We start from the raw sequence: 19,995 nt of genomic DNA on the forward strand, positions 1-19,995 counted from the left end.
GCGGGCCTATTCGGCCGTTGCCAGCAAGCTGGCGTTGCCACCCGCTGCGGTCGTATCGATGCACAGATGACGTTCCACCACGTAGCGATCTGGTGAAATGGTCTGAGTCTCGAGCGGCACGATGGCACCGTCGCGCTTAGCGAGTGCTATCCGCAGTTCATGCGTCCAATTACTTTTGCCAGCCGCGGCGACGGCGGCGATCCCTTGAACCTCGCTTAGTGTATCTGCTGTGATGCTACCGTCGAGCCCAATCACGGGCGCGCCAGCGTCGACCAGCGGCTGGACGGCTTGAGCTGCGCCTGGTGCGATCACTACTGCCGTACAGCCCGCGCCAAGCGCCTGTACTGCTTGGGCAGCGGCGATATCCAGCGTTGGCCCAAGGCACAGAACAGCGCCTTTTGGATACATCGCCAAGCGGTTGCTTTCCCCTGTGGGTCCTGGAAGCGTCTGCGGTGTCATGTCGAGGGCCGCTGTCTCGTTAAGGGCCTTGCGGATCACACCGCCTTTGCCGGAGAGTGCCTTGCGGAGTACCTCGATTCGATTAGGTCGTACCGCCCAGTTCCGCGCATCTAGCCTATCTAAAGCCGATTGAAGGTCGCTGAGTGAGATGGTTTTCCCCTCAGGAGCCTTGTGGTGCTCGGCGGTGGCAGTGCGGCGGAAGCGAGTGACATAGAGCGGGCCACCGGCCTTGGGCCCGGTGCCCGAAAGGCCTTCGCCCCCGAATGGTTGGGAGCCGACAATGGCGCCGATTTGGTTACGATTAACATAAACGTTGCCGACATGGATGCGCTCGACGATTTGCTGCACACGATCATCGATGCGGGTATGCAGGCCGAAGGTCAGTCCGTAGCCTTTGCCATTGATGTCGTCGACCACGTTGTCGATGTCTCGCGCCTTGAAAGTAGCCACGTGTAGAACCGGGCCGAATATCTCGCGTTCGAGATCTGCAATGCCCCCAACCTCAATGACCGCGGGGGTGACGAAAGTGCCGGTTTCTGGTGCGGACAGTTTCTTCAACACCTTACCTGTCTTCTCGTGCGCTGCTACGTAGTCGCTTATCTCGGCTTGGGCGTCGGCGTCGATCACTGGTGAGACGTCAGTGTCAGTATTCCAAGGATCGCCGATGGTGAGCGAGTCCATGGCGCCATAAAGCATGTTGAGCAACCGGTCGCGCGCCTCTTCCTGCACATACAGCATGCGTAGCGCTGAACAACGCTGCCCAGCCGATTGGAAGGAGGAGATTAAGATATCGCGGACTGCCTGCTCGGTCAGCGCCGTAGAGTCCACAATCATCGAGTTGAGGCCGCCGGTTTCAGCAACCAGTATCGCATCGGGTCCTGCGTTCTGCGCCAGGGCTTTGTGGATAATCTGTGCCACGGGGGTCGAGCCAGTGAAGCAGACACCAGCGATACGTGGATCGCTAGTCAGCGGGCCACCCACCGTGGGCCCATCGCCAGGCAGCAGTTGAAGTGCTGCTTCTGGAAGGCCAGCCTCACGCATCAACTCGACGGCGCGGGCGGCGATCAGCGGCGTTTGCTCGGCGGGTTTGGCAAGTACCGCGTTGCCAGCCACCAAGGCTGCGGCGATCTGCCCGGTGGTGATGGCCAGTGGGAAGTTCCAAGGGCTGATGCAGACGAAGATACCGCGGGCGCTACCGGGTTCTTCCGCTTCCAGCCGCTCACCCTCATTGGCGTAGTAGCGTAGGAAATCCACCGCTTCGCGCACTTCAGCGATGCCATCAAACATCATCTTACCGGCTTCGCGGGTGGTGATCACGGTCAGCTCAGCGATATGTTCTTCATAGAGATCCGCGGTACGACGGAGCACTTCGGCACGCTCGGCCACAGGACGTGCTGACCACTCACGAAAACCTTCCTCTGCAGCGTCGAGAGCGGCCGCTACCTCCTCAGGGGTGGCCTCATGCACCTTGCCGATAATACGCGAGCTGTCGGCGGGAGAGACTGCATCGCGAGCTGGGCCTTGGGGAGCAGGATTTCCCACTAGCATGGGGCCTGCTGTCCAGGTCCTGTCAGCAAAGGTTTCCCGCGCATTAAGCAGAGGCAGGATCGAGGCGGGTTCGTTGATACGATAACCCTTGGAGTTCTTGCGATCTGGCGCAAACAGCTCGCCGGGCTGACGGATTAACGGGCTTGAGATGGCGTCGCCAAGCTGTTTAAACCCTTCAACTGGATCCCTTGATACTTCGCTCGGGGGAATCGAGCTATCCACCACCTGGTTGACGAACGAGGAGTTAGCGCCATTCTCTAGTAGGCGACGCACCAGGTAGGCCAGCAGGTCGCGGTGAGCGCCGACCGGGGCGTAGATGCGGCAGTGCGTGCCCTCAGCCTCTTTAACGATGTGGTGCAGCGATTCGCCCATGCCATGCAGGCGCTGAAATTCGTAGCTGTCCTTGTCATCGCCTGCCATGGCCACGACGGCGGCGCAGGTATGGGCATTGTGTGTGGCGAACTGTGGATAGATGCGGTCGCGCCGGTCGAGCAGCATCTGAGCGCAGGCCATGTAGCTGACATCGGTATTGACCTTGCGGGTGAAGACCGGGAAGGTTTTAACGCCCATCTCCTGGGAGAGCTTGATTTCGGAATCCCAGTAGGCGCCCTTGACCAAACGCACCATGATCTTGCGGCCGAACCGCTCGGCAAGTTCGTAAAGTGTCTCTATCACCGGCGCGGCGCGGCGCCCGTAGGCTTGTACAACGACCCCGAAGCCGTCCCATCCATTGAGGCTGGGGTCGGACATCAGTGCCTCGATCACGTCGAGTGACAGATCCAGTCGATCCTGTTCTTCTGCATCGATATTGAAACCGATATTGGCTTTGGCCGCTTGTTTTACCAGTTCCAACGCACGGGGTACGAGCTCTGCCATTACCGTGTCACGGTGGGTGTACTCATAACGCGGATGTAGGGCTGATAGTTTCACCGAGATACCAGGACTCCCACGTACATCGCCCTTGGCTTGTTTGGCGATTGCAGTGATCGCCTTGGCATAAGCCTCATGATAGCGGACGGCATCCTCATCTGTGCGAGCCGCCTCGCCAAGCATGTCGTAAGAGTAGGTGTAGCCCTGTTTCTCAAGCTCGCGGGCATTCTTCATGCCTTCTTCGATGGTCTGGCCGAGTACGAACTGGCGGCCGAGAATCTTCATCGACTGACCAACCGCCTTTCGCACTACCGGCTCGCCCATGCGGCGTACTAGGCCACGTAGCGCCCGGGTTGGGCCCTTGGGATCCTCTTCCAGTACTTTACCGGTTAGCAACAGCGCCCAGGTCGAGGCATTAACCATCGATGAGGACGATTTTCCCAGGTGCGCGCCCCAGTCGGACGGCTCGATTTTATCGTGGATCAGGTCGTCGATGGTTTCCGCATCAGGCACGCGCAGCAGGGCTTCTGCCAGGCACATCAGGCCGACGCCCTCGGTGGTTGAGAGGCCGTACTCAGCGAGGAACGCCTCCATCATCGAGGGAGACCTTTCTTTGCGCACACGCTCCACGTAGTTGGCACCGGCGGCAGCAACTTTGCGTCGGTCATCCTCTGATAGCTTGATGCGTTCGATCAGCTCATGCAGCACCGCTGCTTCATCGGCGTCATAGTTGCTGCGGATGCGTGAGCGAAGATCGCTCACGTCGCTATGCAAATTAAGATTAGCTTTGTTCATGATGGGTCTCTCCTTGCAAGCCGACACATAGCGTAGATGTATCGACTTAGATCTTTTACTTTTAATGGCTCACTAGCGATCAATACCTGAGACTTTTCGTCAGACGCTATTTGCCCCATTCACTCATCGCCTAGTGCCAGAAGCGACGCGTTGCCACCCAGTGCGGCGGTGTTGTTGGTGATCGTTTTTTCAGTCACAAAGCGTTGTAGATAATGCGGGCCACCCGCTTTGGGGCCAGTGCCAGAGAGGCCCTGTCCACCAAAGGGTTGAACACCAACCACCGCGCCGATAATGTTGCGGTTGATATACACGTTGCCCACTCGTATTTTCTGCGCTATTTCAGCGGCAAATGACTCATTGCGGCTGTGCACCCCAAAGGTTAGGCCATATCCGCGACCATTAATGTCATTGATTACGCGGTCAATGTCGCGAGACTTATAACGGACAATGTGCAGAATGGGGCCAAACTGCTCCCGGGTAAGCGAGTCAATGCTGTCGATGACAAAGGCGGTGGGCGCGACGAAGGTGCCATGTTGGGTTTGTTCTGCCGCCATCGGTGTTTCCGCGACTAAGCGATTTTCACTCCTCAGCTTTTCTATATGCGCCATTAGACCTTTACGTGCGTCGTCATCAATCACCGGGCCCACATCGGTGCCTAAATCTCGTGGATCACCAATACGTAGCTCGTTCATAGCGCCTTTTAGAATTTCAATGACGCGGTCGGCAATATCGTCTTGTAAGTAAAGAATTCGGAGCGCGGAACAACGCTGACCGGCACTTTGGAACGCAGATTGAATCACATCGACAACGACCTGTTCAGGCAACGCAGTAGAGTCGACAATCATGGCGTTCATGCCGCCCGTTTCGGCAATTAGCGTTGGCAGCGGTGCATTTTCGCGGACTGCAAGAGCGCGGTTGATTATCTGCGCTGTATCAGTGCCGCCGGTGAATACAACACCCGTAATGCGTGGGTCAGAGGTTAAGACGCTACCTACTGTGGGGCCGTCGCCAGGCAGTAACTGAACCACATCACGCGGCATGCCCGCTTCGTAAAGCAACTCAATAACGCGGTGAGCAACGATCGAGGTTTGCTCTGCTGGCTTGGCGAGTACGGTGTTGCCAGCAACGGCGGCGGCGACAACCTGACCGCAGAAGATTGCTACTGGGAAGTTCCAAGGGCTGATTGCCGCGAATACCCCCTTACCACTCATCATCAAGCGGTTGGATTCACCGGTAGGGCCTGGCAGTTCAATCGGCTGACCAAAGGCTTCTTCAGCGCGCATGGCATAGTAGCGGCAGAAATCGACAGCTTCCTTGATCTCGTCGACACCATCGGTGAGTAACTTACCGCCTTCTCGTGAACAGAGCGTCATCAGCTCTGCCATGTGCTCTTCCATCAAGTCGGCTAAGCGGCGGAGAATATCAGCGCGCTCGGTTACCGGAGTCGTTTCCCAGCGTGGGAACGCTTGCCAGGCTGCATCGAGTGCTTTGGCGGCCTGCTCCTTGCTAGTCCACTGAATGCTGCCCACGGTTTTGCGACGGTCAAAAGGCGAGGTGACTGGGTGGATATTCATGGCATCGTCGGCAACATCAAAGGCCAGCAAAGGTTTTGCCAGGTACTGCTTATCCATAAACGAGCCCATCTTGTCCATTAACGGATAGAAGTGGCTGCGAATATTAAGATTGACCCCGCGAGAGTTGCGGCGTTTTGGCCCATAGATATCTTTCGGCAGCGGAATGCGCTTATTGGCAAACGTTTTATGCTGACGAAGCGTTTCAATTGGGTGTTGGCACAATGACTCTACAGGGACTTCTGGATCGACAATTTGGTGAACGAAAGAGGAGTTCGCGCCATTTTCAAGCAGGCGACGTACCAGGTAGGGCAGTAGGTCTTTATGGGCACCAACTGGGGCATAAATTCGGCAGTAAGTGCCTTTTGGCGCGCGTGCTAGGGCTGCGTCATAAAGGGCTTCGCCCATGCCATGTAAGCGCTGGAATTCAAACGGGCGGCTATCTTGATTGGCGAGTTCAAGAATCGTCGTGACGGTGTGGGCGTTGTGCGTTGCGAACTGAGGGAAAATACGCCCACGCGTATCATTGGATAGCAGGAACTGTGCGCAGGCCAAGTAAGCTACGTCTGTACATGCTTTACGGGTAAATACAGGATAACCATCTACCCCCAGCTGTTGGGACTCCTTGATTTCGCTATCCCAATAAGCGCCTTTAACCAAACGTAGCGGAATTTCGTCGCCTTGTTGTTCAGCCAGACGGTTAATGAAGTGAAGTACCGGCAACGCACGTTTCGAATATGCCTGAACGACAAGGCCAAAGTGCCCCCATCCCTTCACTGCATCACTTTCATATATCGCGCGGAAAACGTCGAGAGAAAGCTCTAGGCGATCCACTTCTTCAGCATCGATTGTCACTGCTACGTCGAGTTCACGAGCCTTAGTGACTAGCTTAATAACCGTATCGACTAGTTCGGTAAGTACCTGCTCGCGGCGACCAAACTCATAGCGGGGGTGGAGAGCAGACAACTTAATAGATACTGATGGTGCAGGGGTTTTATCACCCAGTGTTTTGCAGGCTTTGCCTACCTGCTCGATTGCGCGAGCATAGTCATCATAGTAGCGCTTGGCGTCGGCACGGGTGCGCGCTGCCTCACCCAACATATCATAGGAGTAGGTATAGCCTTTATTGAAGAGCGGTTTAGAGCGTTTTAGTGCTTCATTAATATCGCGCCCTAACACGAACTGTTTGCCCATGATTTTCATCGCTTCCATCATGGCGCGACGAATAACGGGTTCACCCACTTTATTAACCATGCGGTTGATGAAGTGAGCAGGTTGGCCCTCTTTTGGGTGATCGAGCTTTAACACATGCCCGGTCATCAATAGGCCCCAGGTTGAAGCATTTACCATCCATGATTCGCTTTTACCTAAGTGGGACTTCCAATCGGCAGGGCCAAGTCGGTCTTCAATTAGCGCATCGGCGGTGGCTGTATCTGGGATGCGTAGCATGGCTTCGGCTAAACACATCAGCATTAAGCCTTCATGGGTATCCAAACTGTATTGCTGCAGTAGTTCGTCAATCGTATCGACAGCAGTGTCCATTTTGCGGACATCACGCACCAGCGCCGCTGTATTCGATTCAATTCGTGCAAAATCGTCACTGTCAGCGTTGAGAACCTTGATTAGCTCACTGACGAAGGCATCCTCATCGACAAGATAGTGATCACTGATACGCTCCATAAGCGTATCAAGATCAGTTTGCCAGATGACAGGGTCACGCATTTTCTTGGCATTGAGCATTGAGGCCCCCATAAGTCTAAACAGAAAGCGAAAAGCTGAATCAAATAACCGAAATAAAGCGATGGTAGGGCGCTGTGCCCAAGATAACGGTCGAATGTAGAGCGAGCTGCCATTAGGTGTATGTCGTTTTCATGGCAAAACGTGTCAAATTCTCGGTAAGAAACGCTTTTTAAGACTTTAGTTTAGTCTCTAAACGGCTGCCAACACGCAAAATAGCGAGTCATGTGCCTAAGCTAACTGCTCCATCACTAGCGAAATGAGAGTGCGCCAGTCTTAACGCTTGCTCCTGAAGAGGGCGCGGAAGATGCTAACGAGGTTGCACCGGATGTTGAAGACGGCGCTAAGTGGGTAGCCGAATCGAGCGGTGTATTGGTTGCGCCTACTCCTTGGCGTAGCTGGCGGGGAGACAAGCCGTAACTACGCCGAAAAGCATGCGAAAGAGCGCTTTGATTTGCAAAGCCTGTTTGAATGGCTATGTCAGTGAGTGGTAGACGGCTTTGTAATACAAGCTGCCGGGCTGCGTGTAAGCGTTGGCGTCGTACATACTGCCAGGGCGATAGGCCCGTTTGGACGCGAAAGCGTTCAGAGAAATGTGCCTCACTGAGGCAGGCCAATTTTGCTAAATCAGCTACTCTCAGCTCATCGGCCAAGTGGTGGCGAATAAATCGATCGATTTGATCAAGGTTGAGCCGCCGTTGTGATGCGCTTTCTGATGCGCCCAGACGAGCCTTTAATGAACCTAACAACGTGGCAGCAAGACGATCTTGCTGGAAAGACATTGCCGACGTGTCAAATCCTTGGGCGAGCTCGCTTTCTACGAAAGCAAGGTAGTGGCGCAATGGATTGTCGAGTGCAAAAAAACGCGGCGCATCAAACAGTGCTACTAATTCGCGGTGTTCGCCCGTTAAGGCAGGTGCATCTTCAGGCAGGTCCAGTATCAGTTGACGATTGTAGCCGTTACCTGAATAGAAGTGTTCATGATTCGCGGGAACAATGCAGCCTGAAAATGCGTTTACCCGGCCACCTAGGCCTTCAATCTCAAATTCTGAAGAGCCGCACAGCGTAATGACTATTTGGTGAAAATCGTGGGAGTGATGCTTTGTGGCACTTTCTAAAGGGATTTGACGAATAGTACTCGGCATGAGGTCTCCTCGGCACTACTGGCCTGTTTACCGCTGGCGCAGCGCTGTGTGTGCCGCTAAATGATCACGTAATGCTTTCAGTTCCGCGTAACCCTCTTGGTTAAGTAACGGTTTGCTTCGAGCAATTTGCCAATGGCGCCCGTGGATGTCCATTAAATGTGATGCACGACGGCGGACATTATCCAGGTACTCATCGTGGCGAATGGGGTAGCCAATGATGGCATTCCACTCCGTTTCGCTGATGCTGCTTTCCAGCGCTTTGTCGAACAAATTGATCAGGTCGTTAGGCTCAGTGCGGTAGCGTGGCGTACCTACGGTCATTAATATTACCAGCACGCCACCTATTACCAGCAAACAGACGCCAAACACTAATAGGTACAGCGCCATACTACACTCCCTGCAAAATCAGTATCAGCATTCGTTTAACAATGCACGACAGTATACGCCTGCTGCTCGTTAAGACGAAAATTTTGCAGTTTTGCGAACTTTTCCCCTGCAAGGTGTCAGAGTGTGTACAGGCAACATCGCGATAGCAGTCGTTAATAGTGTTGTTCTGGCTATTGTTTTCGATCCCTTGCTTCCGCTGCTTATCAAGCAGCGGTTTTTTTTTGCTTATCAATCGGTCGTTTTCTGACGTAGTACGGCAATAGATAGTACGGCGATAGGTAGTACGGCGATAGGTAGTACGGTGATAGTTAGTGTCGACGAATCGTTAGCAGCGCCATTAAGATGTCGCGGCGCGTGACAATCCCCACTAGGCGTTGCTGCTCCACAACGGGATAAACCTTTGGTTTTGCTCCGAGCATTTCCTGTGCTAAGTCGGTGATACTTTTATTGGGCGTTGTGGTGAGCACGTCTTGGCGCATTAACTCACGTACCAGCGGCGCTTCATCATCGTGGTAGATGCTGTCCAATACGCGACCCATCACATCCTGTTCGGATATAAAACCAATCAGCCGATCAGACGCATCTACCACTGGAGCGCCTGGTAAGCGATGCAATGCCAAACCTTGGGCTAAGTTGGTGATAGAGGTTTGGCCAGTGACGCGGTAGCAGTCCCGTGACATGACATCGCGTACGGTATCGGGGGTTCTATTATTCATCTTGACACTCCTTGACGTAATACGCGCAGTTTCACTCTTAAAGAGAGTAGAGCAATAACCGCTTGTGGCATGAAAGCCATGAATCACAAGAGCTATGAGTCACAAGAGCCATGAGCCACGAGACCTATAATTCTATTAATGTAGAAGATTTAACTCACCCTGCGTTGTCCTTATTATTGATACATTCAACGCTTTGCTTCATTTCAGAAGCTGCAAGGAGTCAGTATGGACGCACGTGAATACCTCAATCGCAAAGGCGTTGGCATAGAAAGAGACCCTGAACGGCCCAACACATTAGAAGAAAAAGCGTGGGAGAGAGCTCGTGGGGCAGGAAGCCAGCGACCAAAATCCGGTACACCACATGATTGGGAAGACTGGGAGCGCCATCACGATGATTTGGCAGACGGCGCGGAAACGTTAGAGCAGAAAATTGATAAAGAGGCTCACCAAAAAGCACTAGCTAAAGAGAAGCAGCAAGCTAAGCAAGCGCAAGCGGCGGTAGAGCACTTTACGCCTACCGCGCAAACAAATGAGGCTGATAGTGCGCTTAAGCATCAAGCCCCATCACCCATTGCTTCTGAAGCAGCGCCAGCATCGTCTCAACCGTCATCGGTTCTGTTTGCCTACCGCGCGCTAGCTGTTTTGCTACCGCCTTTGGCCGTTGGGTTAACAGAGGGCGGGGCAAAACGTGTTGCTCTTAGTGTTGTATTGACGTTGTTGGGCTGGCTTCCTGGCGTAGTGCATGCGTTTATATGGTTAAAAAAGCACTAAGCTAGCGATTCTTCGTCTAGCCCATTGGCAGTTGTTGTGAAGCGCGTATAATCCCTGTCAACTTTTCTTTTTGGTGGGGTTTACTATGGGCTACCTTGTTGGCGTGACGGCGCTGTGGGCGTTCTCATTCTCGTTGATTGGTGTATATCTGGCAGGCCAAGTAGACAGCTACTTTGCGGTGCTTGTACGGGTAACGCTCGCCATGCTGGTGTTCCTGCCATTTTTACGGCCCAGCTTGCTGCGTGGAAAACAGCGTTTAGCGTTAATGGCGCTGGGTGCGGTGCAGTTAGGTGTCATGTACACCTTCTTCTATCACTCGTTTTTACTGCTATCGGTTCCTGAGGTTCTGTTATTCACGATTTTCACGCCAGTTTATATTGCACTTCTAGATGACCTAATGTTTAAGCGCTTCACGCCTATTTATTTAGTAACCGCACTATTGGCGGTGATCGGAGCAGGCGTCATTCGTTACGATGGTATTGATAGTGGGTTCTGGATGGGCTTTTTGGTAGTGCAGGGGGCTAATCTCTGTTTTGCGTTAGGTCAGGTTGGCTATCGTCGTCTCGCAGCCGATTTGCCGCCCACCTTGGCGTGGCATAACGTTTTTGGCTGGTTCTTTATCGGCGCAATGCTAGTGGCACTCCCTGCCTTTTTGCTGTTTGGTAATGCGGCAGCGCTGCCCAGTACACCGGTGCAGTGGAGTGTATTGGCATGGCTTGGGCTAGTCGCTTCTGGCGTGGGTTATTTCGCTTGGAACCAAGGAGCCACTAAGGTCGATGCAGGAACGCTGGCAATAATGAACAATGCGCTGGTGCCCGCTGGTTTGGTGGTTAATCTGGTGATTTGGAACCGGGATGCAGATATAGGCAAGCTACTATTGGGCGCCGCTATCATGGCCGCTTCTCTGTGGTTAAATCACTGGTGGTTGCAGCGTCGTCGCGCTATATCTGTCTAACTAATTCAAGCTATTGTTTTTGCCCAGAGTAGCCAGCGGTTTCGCGTTGCGCTGGGCAATTTGCTCGACACCCTCATACTCTCCATAATGTGGGCTGATGCCAGCGAGAGTTGTCCATGTCTAACACCCCATCGTCAGGTTTAGCACCCTTGAGCCAGGCCGAACGCACGCAGCCTTTAGAAGAAGCGCCCCTTAAAAAAGCGACGTCCTCTAAAGCGACGTCCTTTAAAACAATCGGCTTAATCGGCCGTTTAGGCAGTGACAAAGTGGTCGATTCGCTTAAGCGGTTGGTCAGCTATCTAGTTGCCCACGATTATAAAGTTCTGATTGAAGACCGGACCGCAACGGTGTTACCGAACCATGGACTGCCTGAAGCCAGCCGCCGCATGCTGGGGGAGCTGTGCGATTTGGTCATCGTTGTAGGGGGGGATGGTAGCCTTCTCGGGGCTGCCCGCACGCTATGTCTTAGCGGTACGTTGATGTTAGGCGTGAACCGGGGGCGGTTAGGCTTTTTAACGGATATTTCTCCTGATGAACTAGAAAGTCGGGTTGGCGAAGTGCTGGCGGGAGAGTTTGAAGTTGAAGAACGTTTCTTGCTAGATGCCGTGTTGTACCGAAACGGTAAAGCGGTGGGTAGCGGTGCTGCGCTCAATGAAGTGGTGGTTCATCCAGGTAAAGCGGTGCGTATGATTGAGTTCGAACTGTTTATTGATGGGCAGTTTGTGTATAGCCAACGTAGTGACGGCTTAATTATTGCCACGCCCACTGGCTCAACTGCCTATGCACTTTCTGGCGGCGGGCCAATCATGCACCCCAAGCTGGATGTAGTGACGTTGGTGCCCATGTTCCCCCATACGCTGTCGAGTCGTCCTATTGTGATTGACGCTGCCAGTGAAATCCGTGTTCACATTGGTGAAACCAATCAGACCTATCCCCATATCAGCTGCGACGGACAAACTCGTGCCGTGGCTAAACCTGACGATGTGCTCGTTATTCAACGAAAACCAGAGCGCGTTCAGCTCGTGCATCCTATTGGGCATAACTTCTATGAAGTGTTGCGCAGTAAACTCGGCTGGAGCCATCGGCTAGGGGATTAATATGGAGGGCTACGATTTAATCGGGGATGTACATGGCTGTGGTGCAACACTGGCAGCGTTATTAGAGCGGCTTGGCTATCATCAACGGGGTGGGGTGTATCGTCACCCACGACGAAAAGTGATCTTTTTAGGTGATTTAATTGATCGTGGCCCCCGTATTCGTCTAGCGGTTACCATCGCGCGCAGAATGGTTGAAGAGGGCGAAGCATATATTGTCATGGGTAATCATGAATATAATGCCCTGGCCTATACGCACCCTGCGCCCCCTGGTAGCAACAAGCGCTGGCTGCGCGAACATACGCCGCGCCATAATCGTATTATTGAAGACACGCTGGCTCAGTACCGCGATTATACAAACGAGTGGGAAGACACCCTGGCGTGGTTTAAGACTATTCCGCTATGTCTGGAGCTGGATGGGATTCGTGTGGTGCATGCCTGCTGGGATGACGAGTTGATTCGACAGCTCAAACAGCGTGCGCCCAACGCCTGCATGGACAACCACTTTCTGGTTGAGTCCACTGACCCCTCTACACAAGCCTTTCGTATACTTGATCGCCTAACCCGTGGGCCTCATATACCGTTACCAAAAGGCATTGCGATACACTCAGGCGATGGCTTTACTAGGCAGAGTTTTCGTGCGCACTTTTGGTCAGCGAACCCCCAGCAGTGGGGGGACGTGGTATTTCAGCCAGATAACCTTCCTGGTGACTTAGAGACCAGAGCGCTGACCGATACTGAACGTCAGCGCCTTAGTTATTACGGCCCTGAACAGCCACCTTTATTTATTGGCCATTACTGGTGCGAGGGTATTCCCGCCTTACCAGCACACAACATTGCCTGCTTGGATTATAGTGCGGTGAAATTTGGCCGTTTAGTGGCTTATCGCTGGAGCGGAGAAGCGCGGCTCAATGCCGATCATTTTGTGTGGATACAGGTGCCGAAAGAGGAGCGTGCACTGCCTAAACCGTGGGAAATAGATTTTGATTAATAGCGATATTTTTCAGCTTTACACACGGTTACATATTTTTTTCAAAATAGCTGAACTAACGGTGTTGTCGGTTATCAGAGTAAGTGTTCCCTTGAATGATCCCTTGCTTTTTGATCCGGCGGCCCCCTCCGCCGGATTTTTTTCGTCTATCCGTTGGTGACGCGGCGTAACGTTACGCCGATTCTTATTGGTTGAAAGGAACCTGCCATGCATCCAGTAATGCTTTTACCCACGGGCGCGGACACAAAAGAGCTGCGTAAAGCGCTATGGCACTACCGCATTGGTCACCGCATTACCGATGAAGCAGATGGCCAGTTGCTATGGGTTGCCGACCCGCGCCAGCATGATGAAATGAGATCGTTGGTGAGTCGCTGGGAGCGAGGTGAGCCTCTGATTACGACGACTGTTCGACCCACCCACCGAAGCGGGATGAATCGTTTGGTGCCGATGTTGCGCCAAGTGCCGGTTACAGCGCTGATGATTGGTATTAGCCTATTTGTTTTTGCCCTAACAGGGGTATTTGGCGACTTACTAATTGTAGGGCTCACCATCGTGCCAGTGGGCGTTTCAGGTGGGCAGCTCGTATATGGCAACCTTAGTGACACAATAACGTCTGGCCAAGTATGGCGCTTACTGTCGCCTGCGTTTTTACACTTTGGCTGGATGCATTTGATCTTCAACCTGATGTGGGTATGGTACTTCGGGCGTCAAATCGAGCAGCTTCAGGGTAGTCGTACCATGCTGCTACTGCTTCTGGTTGCCGGTATTGGCGCTAACATTGCGCAATATGTCACTGGCACAGTGCTGTTTGGCGGTATGTCGGGTGTGGTTTACGCCTTGCTGGCCCATGTGTGGCTGATGTCCTATCGTGCCCCGCAAAGCGGATTTTTCGTCCCCCAGATGCTAGTCGTCTTCATGCTGGGCTGGATGGTGTTCACCATGACCGATATTGCCGGTAGCGTGGGCTTTGGCAACGTAGCGAATGAAGCGCACTTGGGCGGGCTGCTCGTGGGGCTGGTCACAGGCTGGTATTATTCATCCAAACGAAGCAAACATTAAAGGTGCCTACGATGAGTGACATGACCTTCGATAAAATGATTAACCAAATGACGCCCGCCATTTATGAAAGCCTTAAGCAGGCAGTGGCGTTGCGCAAATGGCCCGATGGCCGGTATTTAACGCCAGAACAGACCGAGTTGTGCCTGGAGGCGGTGATGCGTTTTGAGGTGGAGAATAACGTTCCTGAAGAGAGCCGTGTCGGCTATCTGGAGCAGCGTACCTGTGGTGCTGGCGCGACCGGTGCCGGTGTTTCCCCTGAAATGGCAGGCCTTGCCCGGGATGCTACGCGTGACTGATGATCTGTTTGCCTCGGTAGCATCCCCGGTGCAAGGATGTTTGCAAAAAATGGCTGCTGACTTACCTAGCCGCCAAGATGATCGGGTGGTGTATCACCTTCGCGCGGGCGACCATCGAATACCACTGAATGAGCGTATCGGCTCACCGATGCGACTTGCCTGGAGCGGCGCTATTGCTTGTACCCACTGCGGGCGGGCAACCAAAAAAAGTTTTGCTCAAGGCTACTGTTACCCCTGCTTTAAGCGTTTAGCCCAGTGTGATACATGCATTATGAAACCCGAGACGTGCCACTATCATCAGGGCACCTGCCGGGACCCCGAGTGGGGTGAAAAACACTGCTTCCAGCCACACATTGTCTACTTAGCGAACTCATCCGGTTTGAAGGTAGGTATCACCCGCAAAACGCAAATGCCAACCCGCTGGCTGGACCAAGGGGCCATTCAGGCATTGCCCATTCTTGAGGTAAATACCCGGCAACAGTCTGGTTTTGTCGAAATGCTCTTTAAAGAGCAGGTGGCCGACCGAACTAACTGGCGTGCCATGCTTAAAGGCGAGGTGAAACCATTGGATTTGTGCGCAGAGCGTGACCGTCTTTTTAACCTGTTAGCCGATGGGTTAGGGCAGTTACGTGACGTGCACGGTGCGGATGCCATTCGTACGCTGGATGAAACGCCGCTGGACTTTCATTATCCTGTGGCGACTTTCCCAAGTAAGGTGACGTCCCATAATTTTGATAAGCAGCCGCTGATTGAAGGTACTCTTCAAGGTGTAAAAGGGCAGTACCTGATCTTTGATACCGGGGTTATTAATCTGCGTAAATTCACCGGTTACGAAATCGCTGTGGAGTAGCCCTCGCTATATCTCCTAACGCGGGCTTTTAACTGATTATAACTGCCTATCTTCGCTATCCTGCCTAGCTAGAGTCGCTTTTGTTAACTAAGGTTATCTGGGGTGAATCCCGTTATCGCCTTACGCAACGCAAGGAAGCCTCAATGCCATGGCTAAAACTGCTGCACATCGCCGCGCTAGTTACCTGGTGCGGCGCGCTTCTCTATTTACCCGCTCTGCTTTTGCATGCGCTCCAGCTGCGTAAAGACGCTGGATTCGCGCAAGGCACGCCTCCCATACCACGTTTCTTCTATAACTCCATTGCAACACCTGCTGCCTTGGTCGCCATCGCGTCGGGCACGCTGCTGTTTCTGCTGCATGGCCTTCTCGGGGGGTGGTTAATTCTTAAACTAGGTGCCGTGGTGCTAATGGTGGCTGCTCACGGCTGTTTCGGCTGGCTGATTTTGCGGCTGGAAATGGGGATTTTCAAAGGCGTAAAAGTTGCCAGTCTATGCGCCTTAATCCTCGCGTTAACGGGGATATTGGGTGTGCTTGGGTTTGTGCTCTCCAAACCGCTGGCTTGGAGTTAACGCGATGAAGATTATTCCCTTAAGTGCCAACACTACTATTGCCGACATTGCACTGTTAAGGCGACTTCTCAACGTCGACGCCGACAGCATGCTCGTATACCAACTGGCCGCCCAGCCAGCCTGCCAGCGCGATCAGGCAGGCAGTGACCAGCGAAATGGCCAGCCCCCAGGGCAGTACCGCGCCAGGTTCATTAAAGCGCAGAAGCCAATTAAGCGACGCCAGGGAAAGCATGACAACGGCCACAATCGCGTGGCTCCAGCCGGTGATCAGGCGGCGGATCCGCGCCACGGTGACCAGGTCAATAATGCCCGCTACCGAAGCAATCCAGCCGCCAAACGCGCCTACCCCCGCCAACCACAAACCGCTGCGCAGCCAGAATGGGTCTTGGGTATACCAGTAAGCCAGGTCGCTGGCGACCAGCGCCATCAGTGCGGCCACAGGAAAGTGAATCATCACTGGGTGAAGCGGATGGCCAGCCAGCGCGGCACGGCTTTTTATCGAGCGTTGGGGAGTAAGTGTCATGGTCACTTCCTGTGGTTAGACAAAGCGAAAAAGTCATTCAGACCAACGGCATGCCAGGAAAATTGCAAATGAGGGAACGTAATGGCGTAACGTCCACCATCATTTCATATTTATCGTCACGATGGGTTCGTCGAACAGCGTGCTTGCTTGGGACTTTCTTACTGGTGAGCTTAGCGGGCTGCACAGGTGATAGATCTATCTTAGACCCTGCTGGGCCTGCTGCGCGAGACGTGCGGTTAATTTGGTGGGTAATGCTCGGATTTGCCACCCTTGTACTGATTGGGGTGACAGCTCTTTGGCTTTACGCCTTTAAACCAAGAAATGTGGAACGCACACCTGCCCAGGAGCGCCGTATCGCTCGCCGGTGGATTATTGGCGGCGGCATTATGTTGCCTGTGGCCAGCATTACCGCGCTGCTACTGTTTGGCGTTCCCGCCGGCCAGCGGATGCTAACGCTACCCATGAGCGAACCGCCAGAAGTTATCGAGGTGATTGGCCATCAGTGGTGGTGGGAAGTGCGCTATCCCGATGCTGAAGGCGGTGAGGTTGTTACCGCTAATCAACTGGTGATGCCTGCTGGAGAGCCAGTAGATTTTCATGTCAGTGGTGCCGATGTGATTCATGCGTTTTGGGTGCCCCGGCTGGGGGGGAAAATAGATATGTTGCCGGGCCGCGTAAATAAAATTCGTTTACAAGCCGATGAACCCGCGGTGTTTGGTGCGCAGTGTGCCGAACTTTGCGGCGTGGGCCATGCCCATATGCAATTGCATGTGGAGGCCTTGCCACGCAGCGAGTTCGAGGCATGGTTAACTGCAAGACAAGAGGCGACGCTTAGCGAACTGGCCGTTGCCGATGCTACTTACGACGACGCGCGAGATGCTTTTATGGCGCATTGTGCCCGCTGCCACCAGGTAGAGGGCGTTAGCCAAGGGGGCATTGGGCCAACGCTTTCAGATGTGGGCGGTCGCGCCACGCTAGGCGCGGGGGTGATTGCCATGGAAGAGGGGGCGGTGAGTCGCTGGTTGCAGCATCACCAAACGCTAAAGCCAGGCAATAAGATGCCTACCCACAGTGAAATTGAAACGGACACCTTGGATGCCCTGGGTGCTTGGCTGGAGGCCTTGTCACCATGAAGAGTGTCAATCAAGAAGCCATTGAGCATGACCCGCAGCAATTGCACGAAGACTTGCACACCATTTGGGGGAACCCCAAAGGTCTAAGGTCCTTAACTATCGTCAACCACACCACGCTTGGCCTGCGTTTTATGGTCACGGGGATGGTGTTTTTCCTGATTGGCGGCATTTTAGCAATGCTGGTGCGAACCCAGTTAGCGATGCCCGACCAAAACTTTATGTCGCCAGACATTTATAACCAGGTCACCACCATGCATGGCACGGTGATGATGTTTCTGTTCGCTATTCCTATGCTGGAAGGGCTGGCGATTTACCTGATCCCAAAGATGATTGGTGCCCGCGACCTGGTCTGCCCTCGGCTAACATCACTTGGCTATTTCTGCTATTTATTTGGCGGGATTATTCTTACTTCCAGCCTGATTATTGAAATGGCGCCTTCCAGCGGCTGGTTTATGTACACCCCGCTTAGTAGCAAAGAGTTCGCGCCTGATCTGGGCTCGGATTTTTGGCTGTTAGGCATCACGTTTGTGGAAATTTCCGCAGTGTCTGCGGGTGTCGAGTTGGTAGTGTCGATATTGCGTACTCGCACTCAGGGCATGGCGCTGCATAAAATGCCGTTGTTCGCTTGGTATATCTTGGCCATGGCGCTGATGATCGTGGTGGGGTTTCCACCGTTGATACTTGGCAGCGTTTTACTGGAACTTGAGCGCGCTGTTGGTATGCCATTTTTCCAGATTGCGGGAGGCGGCGACCCTATCCTGTGGCAGCATCTGTTTTGGCTGTTTGGTCACCCTGAGGTCTACATCATCTTTCTACCTGCCGCGGGCATTGTTTCCACGCTAATACCGGTTTTTGCCGGGCGGCCTATTGTCGGTTATGAGTGGGTGGTAGCTGCCATCGCTATTATGGGCTTTATCAGTTTTGGGCTTTGGGTACACCACATGTTTACAGTGGGAATCCCTCAGCTGGCTCAGGCATTTTTCTCGGCGGCTAGCATGCTGGTGGCGGTACCAACGGCGATTCAGGTGTTCGTTTGGCTGGCTACCCTTTGGCTAGGTAAACCTAAAATGAAACTGCCCATGCTTTGGGTGATGGGCTTTTTGATTATTTTCGTTTGCGGTGGCTTAACCGGGGTGATGTTGGCGCTAGTGCCATTTAACTGGCAGGTGCACGATACCCACTTTGTGGTGGCCCACATGCACTATGTATTGGTGGGAGGCATGTTCTTCCCACTCATTGCCGGGCTTTATTACTGGTTGCCGCTATTTTCCGGGCGTATGCCATCTGAAAGCCTCGGGCGTTGGGGGTTCTGGCTAACCTTTTTAGGCTTTAACGGTACGTTTCTGATTATGCATTGGACGGGCCTTTTAGGTATGCCCAGGCGTGTTTATACCTATGAGGCTGGCTCCGGGTGGGAGATTTATAACCTGCTCTCATCCGTCAGCAGCTTTGTGCTATCGGCGGGTATTGCCATGGTGTTGCTGGATATCGCGCTGCACTTCCGGTTTGGTAAACCCGCCAAACAGAACCCATGGAATGCCGATACGCTGGAATGGGCTAACTCGATGCCCCCAAGCGCTTATAACTTTGTCAGCTTACCTACTGTAGAAACACGGCATCCGTTGTGGGATGACCCGAATTTGCCACATACCATGGCGAAGGGTATGCACGGCTTAGCGGTGGCTTCCCACGGCCGGCGTGAAATGTGGGGCACCGACCCAATTACTGGCAAAGTGCGCGAAATCATTCACCTGCCTGGTAACTCTTGGTGGCCGCTGTTTGCCGCAGCGGCGCTGGCAGTGGTGTGCATTAGTTTATTAACCCGTGTCTATGCGCTAGCGGGCATCTTTGTAGTGATTGCCGGAGTGTTTCTACTGCGCTGGTCGTGGGAGAACGGTGCACACCCCAATGCAGCCCCTGATGCAGGGGTAAAACCAGGCGATCCGCCGCTCCATTCGCGCACGATGGATGGCCCTGGGCTTTGGGCAATGGCGGTGTTTTTAATTGCCAACGGTTCGTTCTTTCTTTCCTACCTGTTTGGCTGGTTTTATCTATGGACTGTTTCGCCTGAGTGGCAAATGCCAGATACACCGCCGCTGTCTCTGCTGATAACGGGCATAGCTGGCGGGGCGGTTTTAGCTGGGTGCGTGGTGGTAGAGAAGCTGGTGCGCGGGCTGCGTCAGCAGCGTGATGCAGGGTTAAGAGCAAGTCTCTATTTAGCCGCTGCGTTAGGCGCGCTTCAAGTGGGGCTCGCTGGCTGGGCGCTGTGGCGAGCCGATCTTTCACCAACCCAAACCACCCACGATGCGGTGATGCTGGTGGGGCTTGTTTACGTGCTTTTTCATGGTGGCCTAGCGGTTATTTTAACGGTGTTGCAAGGCATGCGCGTTGGTTATGGCTACGTGGGTGCGCATGCGCCGTTTGAACCCGCCGTAGTGGCACTACTTTGGCGCTATAACGTGGTCACATTCTGGTTGTTAGTCGGGGCGTTGGCGATACTGCCTCGGGTGATAGGAGGATAATGGT

Annotated in this window: 16 protein-coding genes; 10 read left to right on the forward strand and 6 right to left on the reverse strand. The window is 53.6% G+C overall.

Annotation, left to right across the window (positions count from 1 at the left end; all coding sequences use genetic code 11):
* Positions 1 to 6 precede the first annotated feature (6 nt).
* The 5 genes from putA (ACN06F_RS06460) to ACN06F_RS06480 form a co-directional block, all read right to left on the reverse strand.
* On the reverse strand, positions 7 to 3,672 hold the full coding sequence (putA, locus tag ACN06F_RS06460) for a bifunctional proline dehydrogenase/L-glutamate gamma-semialdehyde dehydrogenase PutA (RefSeq protein ID WP_433924860.1): 3,666 nt from the start codon (positions 3,670 to 3,672) through the stop codon (positions 7 to 9).
* 119 nt (positions 3,673 to 3,791) lie between these two features.
* The gene (gene putA / locus ACN06F_RS06465) at positions 3,792 to 6,983 is read right to left on the reverse strand and encodes a bifunctional proline dehydrogenase/L-glutamate gamma-semialdehyde dehydrogenase PutA (RefSeq protein WP_433924861.1); all 3,192 of its coding nucleotides are present in this window, start codon (positions 6,981 to 6,983) and stop codon (positions 3,792 to 3,794) included.
* Between the two features lie 248 nt (positions 6,984 to 7,231).
* Positions 7,232 to 8,125 carry an AraC family transcriptional regulator gene (locus ACN06F_RS06470; protein WP_038483117.1) on the reverse strand — a complete coding sequence of 298 codons (894 nt, stop codon included), beginning with the start codon at positions 8,123 to 8,125 and terminating at the stop codon, positions 7,232 to 7,234.
* A 27-nt stretch (positions 8,126 to 8,152) separates the two neighbouring features.
* Positions 8,153 to 8,512 (reverse strand): hypothetical protein, encoded by a 360-nt coding sequence (locus ACN06F_RS06475; RefSeq protein ID WP_038483121.1) that lies wholly within the window; start codon positions 8,510 to 8,512, stop codon positions 8,153 to 8,155.
* Positions 8,513 to 8,820: 308 nt separating this feature from the next.
* Positions 8,821 to 9,228: a CBS domain-containing protein gene (locus tag ACN06F_RS06480; protein WP_038483124.1), complete on the reverse strand. Its 408-nt coding sequence runs from the start codon at positions 9,226 to 9,228 to the stop codon at positions 8,821 to 8,823.
* Between the two features lie 225 nt (positions 9,229 to 9,453).
* Here ACN06F_RS06480 and ACN06F_RS06485 point away from each other — a divergent pair, with 225 nt between their 5' ends.
* The 8 genes from ACN06F_RS06485 to ACN06F_RS06520 all read left to right on the forward strand — a co-directional run bounded on the left by ACN06F_RS06485 (position 9,454) and on the right by ACN06F_RS06520 (position 15,813).
* Positions 9,454 to 9,999: a YqaE/Pmp3 family membrane protein gene (locus tag ACN06F_RS06485; protein ID WP_038483127.1), complete on the forward strand. Its 546-nt coding sequence runs from the start codon at positions 9,454 to 9,456 to the stop codon at positions 9,997 to 9,999.
* An 85-nt stretch (positions 10,000 to 10,084) separates the two neighbouring features.
* Positions 10,085 to 10,954, forward strand: a complete 870-nt coding sequence (locus tag ACN06F_RS06490) for a carboxylate/amino acid/amine transporter (protein WP_038483130.1) — start codon at positions 10,085 to 10,087, stop codon at positions 10,952 to 10,954.
* Positions 10,955 to 11,070: 116 nt separating this feature from the next.
* Positions 11,071 to 12,051: an NAD(+) kinase gene (locus ACN06F_RS06495; RefSeq protein WP_038483133.1), complete on the forward strand. Its 981-nt coding sequence runs from the start codon at positions 11,071 to 11,073 to the stop codon at positions 12,049 to 12,051.
* A 1-nt stretch (position 12,052) separates the two neighbouring features.
* Positions 12,053 to 13,039, forward strand: coding sequence for a metallophosphoesterase (locus tag ACN06F_RS06500; RefSeq protein WP_038483136.1), 987 nt, complete (start codon positions 12,053 to 12,055; stop codon positions 13,037 to 13,039).
* 207 nt (positions 13,040 to 13,246) lie between these two features.
* Positions 13,247 to 14,098, forward strand: a complete 852-nt coding sequence (locus ACN06F_RS06505) for a rhomboid family intramembrane serine protease (RefSeq protein WP_038483139.1) — start codon at positions 13,247 to 13,249, stop codon at positions 14,096 to 14,098.
* Positions 14,099 to 14,109: 11 nt separating this feature from the next.
* Positions 14,110 to 14,394 (forward strand): YeaC family protein, encoded by a 285-nt coding sequence (locus tag ACN06F_RS06510; protein WP_038483142.1) that lies wholly within the window; start codon positions 14,110 to 14,112, stop codon positions 14,392 to 14,394.
* Positions 14,378 to 15,244, forward strand: a complete 867-nt coding sequence (locus ACN06F_RS06515; protein ID WP_433924862.1) for a DUF2797 domain-containing protein — start codon at positions 14,378 to 14,380, stop codon at positions 15,242 to 15,244. The genes ACN06F_RS06510 and ACN06F_RS06515 overlap by 17 nt, the downstream gene beginning before the upstream one ends.
* Positions 15,245 to 15,387: 143 nt before the next feature.
* Positions 15,388 to 15,813 (forward strand): CopD family protein, encoded by a 426-nt coding sequence (locus tag ACN06F_RS06520; protein ID WP_038483148.1) that lies wholly within the window; start codon positions 15,388 to 15,390, stop codon positions 15,811 to 15,813.
* A 55-nt stretch (positions 15,814 to 15,868) separates the two neighbouring features.
* Here ACN06F_RS06520 and ACN06F_RS06525 read toward each other — a convergent pair whose 3' ends face one another.
* Positions 15,869 to 16,336, reverse strand: a complete 468-nt coding sequence (locus tag ACN06F_RS06525; protein WP_038483151.1) for a DUF2231 domain-containing protein — start codon at positions 16,334 to 16,336, stop codon at positions 15,869 to 15,871.
* Positions 16,337 to 16,404: 68 nt separating this feature from the next.
* Between ACN06F_RS06525 and coxB the strand changes: the two genes are divergently transcribed.
* Positions 16,405 to 17,469 carry a cytochrome c oxidase subunit II gene (coxB, locus tag ACN06F_RS06530; RefSeq protein ID WP_433924863.1) on the forward strand — a complete coding sequence of 355 codons (1,065 nt, stop codon included), beginning with the start codon at positions 16,405 to 16,407 and terminating at the stop codon, positions 17,467 to 17,469.
* Positions 17,466 to 19,991, forward strand: coding sequence for a cytochrome c oxidase subunit I (gene ctaD / locus ACN06F_RS06535; RefSeq protein WP_433924864.1), 2,526 nt, complete (start codon positions 17,466 to 17,468; stop codon positions 19,989 to 19,991). Before coxB ends, ctaD begins: the two co-directional genes overlap by 4 nt.
* Positions 19,992 to 19,995 lie beyond the last annotated feature (4 nt).

It is taken from the genome of Vreelandella sp. 21, from assembly GCF_050995515.1.
In the GTDB taxonomy this organism is placed as follows: Bacteria; Pseudomonadota; Gammaproteobacteria; order Pseudomonadales; family Halomonadaceae; genus Vreelandella; species Vreelandella alkaliphila.

What these genes read in the sequence shown, in the direction of transcription:
- ACN06F_RS06510 (WP_038483142.1), top strand. Translation starts at nt 14,110, where the DNA reads ATGAGTGACATGACCTTCGATAAAATGATTAACCAAATGACGCCCGCC.
- putA (WP_433924860.1), bottom strand. Translation starts at nt 3,672, where the DNA reads ATGAACAAAGCTAATCTTAATTTGCATAGCGACGTGAGCGATCTTCGC.
- ACN06F_RS06485 (WP_038483127.1), top strand. Translation starts at nt 9,454, where the DNA reads ATGGACGCACGTGAATACCTCAATCGCAAAGGCGTTGGCATAGAAAGA.
- coxB (WP_433924863.1), top strand. Translation starts at nt 16,405, where the DNA reads ATGAGGGAACGTAATGGCGTAACGTCCACCATCATTTCATATTTATCG.
- ctaD (WP_433924864.1), top strand. Translation starts at nt 17,466, where the DNA reads ATGAAGAGTGTCAATCAAGAAGCCATTGAGCATGACCCGCAGCAATTG.
- ACN06F_RS06470 (WP_038483117.1), bottom strand. Translation starts at nt 8,125, where the DNA reads ATGCCGAGTACTATTCGTCAAATCCCTTTAGAAAGTGCCACAAAGCAT.
- ACN06F_RS06525 (WP_038483151.1), bottom strand. Translation starts at nt 16,336, where the DNA reads ATGACACTTACTCCCCAACGCTCGATAAAAAGCCGTGCCGCGCTGGCT.
- ACN06F_RS06480 (WP_038483124.1), bottom strand. Translation starts at nt 9,228, where the DNA reads ATGAATAATAGAACCCCCGATACCGTACGCGATGTCATGTCACGGGAC.
- ACN06F_RS06520 (WP_038483148.1), top strand. Translation starts at nt 15,388, where the DNA reads ATGCCATGGCTAAAACTGCTGCACATCGCCGCGCTAGTTACCTGGTGC.
- ACN06F_RS06505 (WP_038483139.1), top strand. Translation starts at nt 13,247, where the DNA reads ATGCATCCAGTAATGCTTTTACCCACGGGCGCGGACACAAAAGAGCTG.
- ACN06F_RS06495 (WP_038483133.1), top strand. Translation starts at nt 11,071, where the DNA reads ATGTCTAACACCCCATCGTCAGGTTTAGCACCCTTGAGCCAGGCCGAA.
- ACN06F_RS06490 (WP_038483130.1), top strand. Translation starts at nt 10,085, where the DNA reads ATGGGCTACCTTGTTGGCGTGACGGCGCTGTGGGCGTTCTCATTCTCG.
- ACN06F_RS06475 (WP_038483121.1), bottom strand. Translation starts at nt 8,512, where the DNA reads ATGGCGCTGTACCTATTAGTGTTTGGCGTCTGTTTGCTGGTAATAGGT.
- ACN06F_RS06515 (WP_433924862.1), top strand. Translation starts at nt 14,378, where the DNA reads ATGCTACGCGTGACTGATGATCTGTTTGCCTCGGTAGCATCCCCGGTG.
- ACN06F_RS06500 (WP_038483136.1), top strand. Translation starts at nt 12,053, where the DNA reads ATGGAGGGCTACGATTTAATCGGGGATGTACATGGCTGTGGTGCAACA.
- putA (WP_433924861.1), bottom strand. Translation starts at nt 6,983, where the DNA reads ATGCTCAATGCCAAGAAAATGCGTGACCCTGTCATCTGGCAAACTGAT.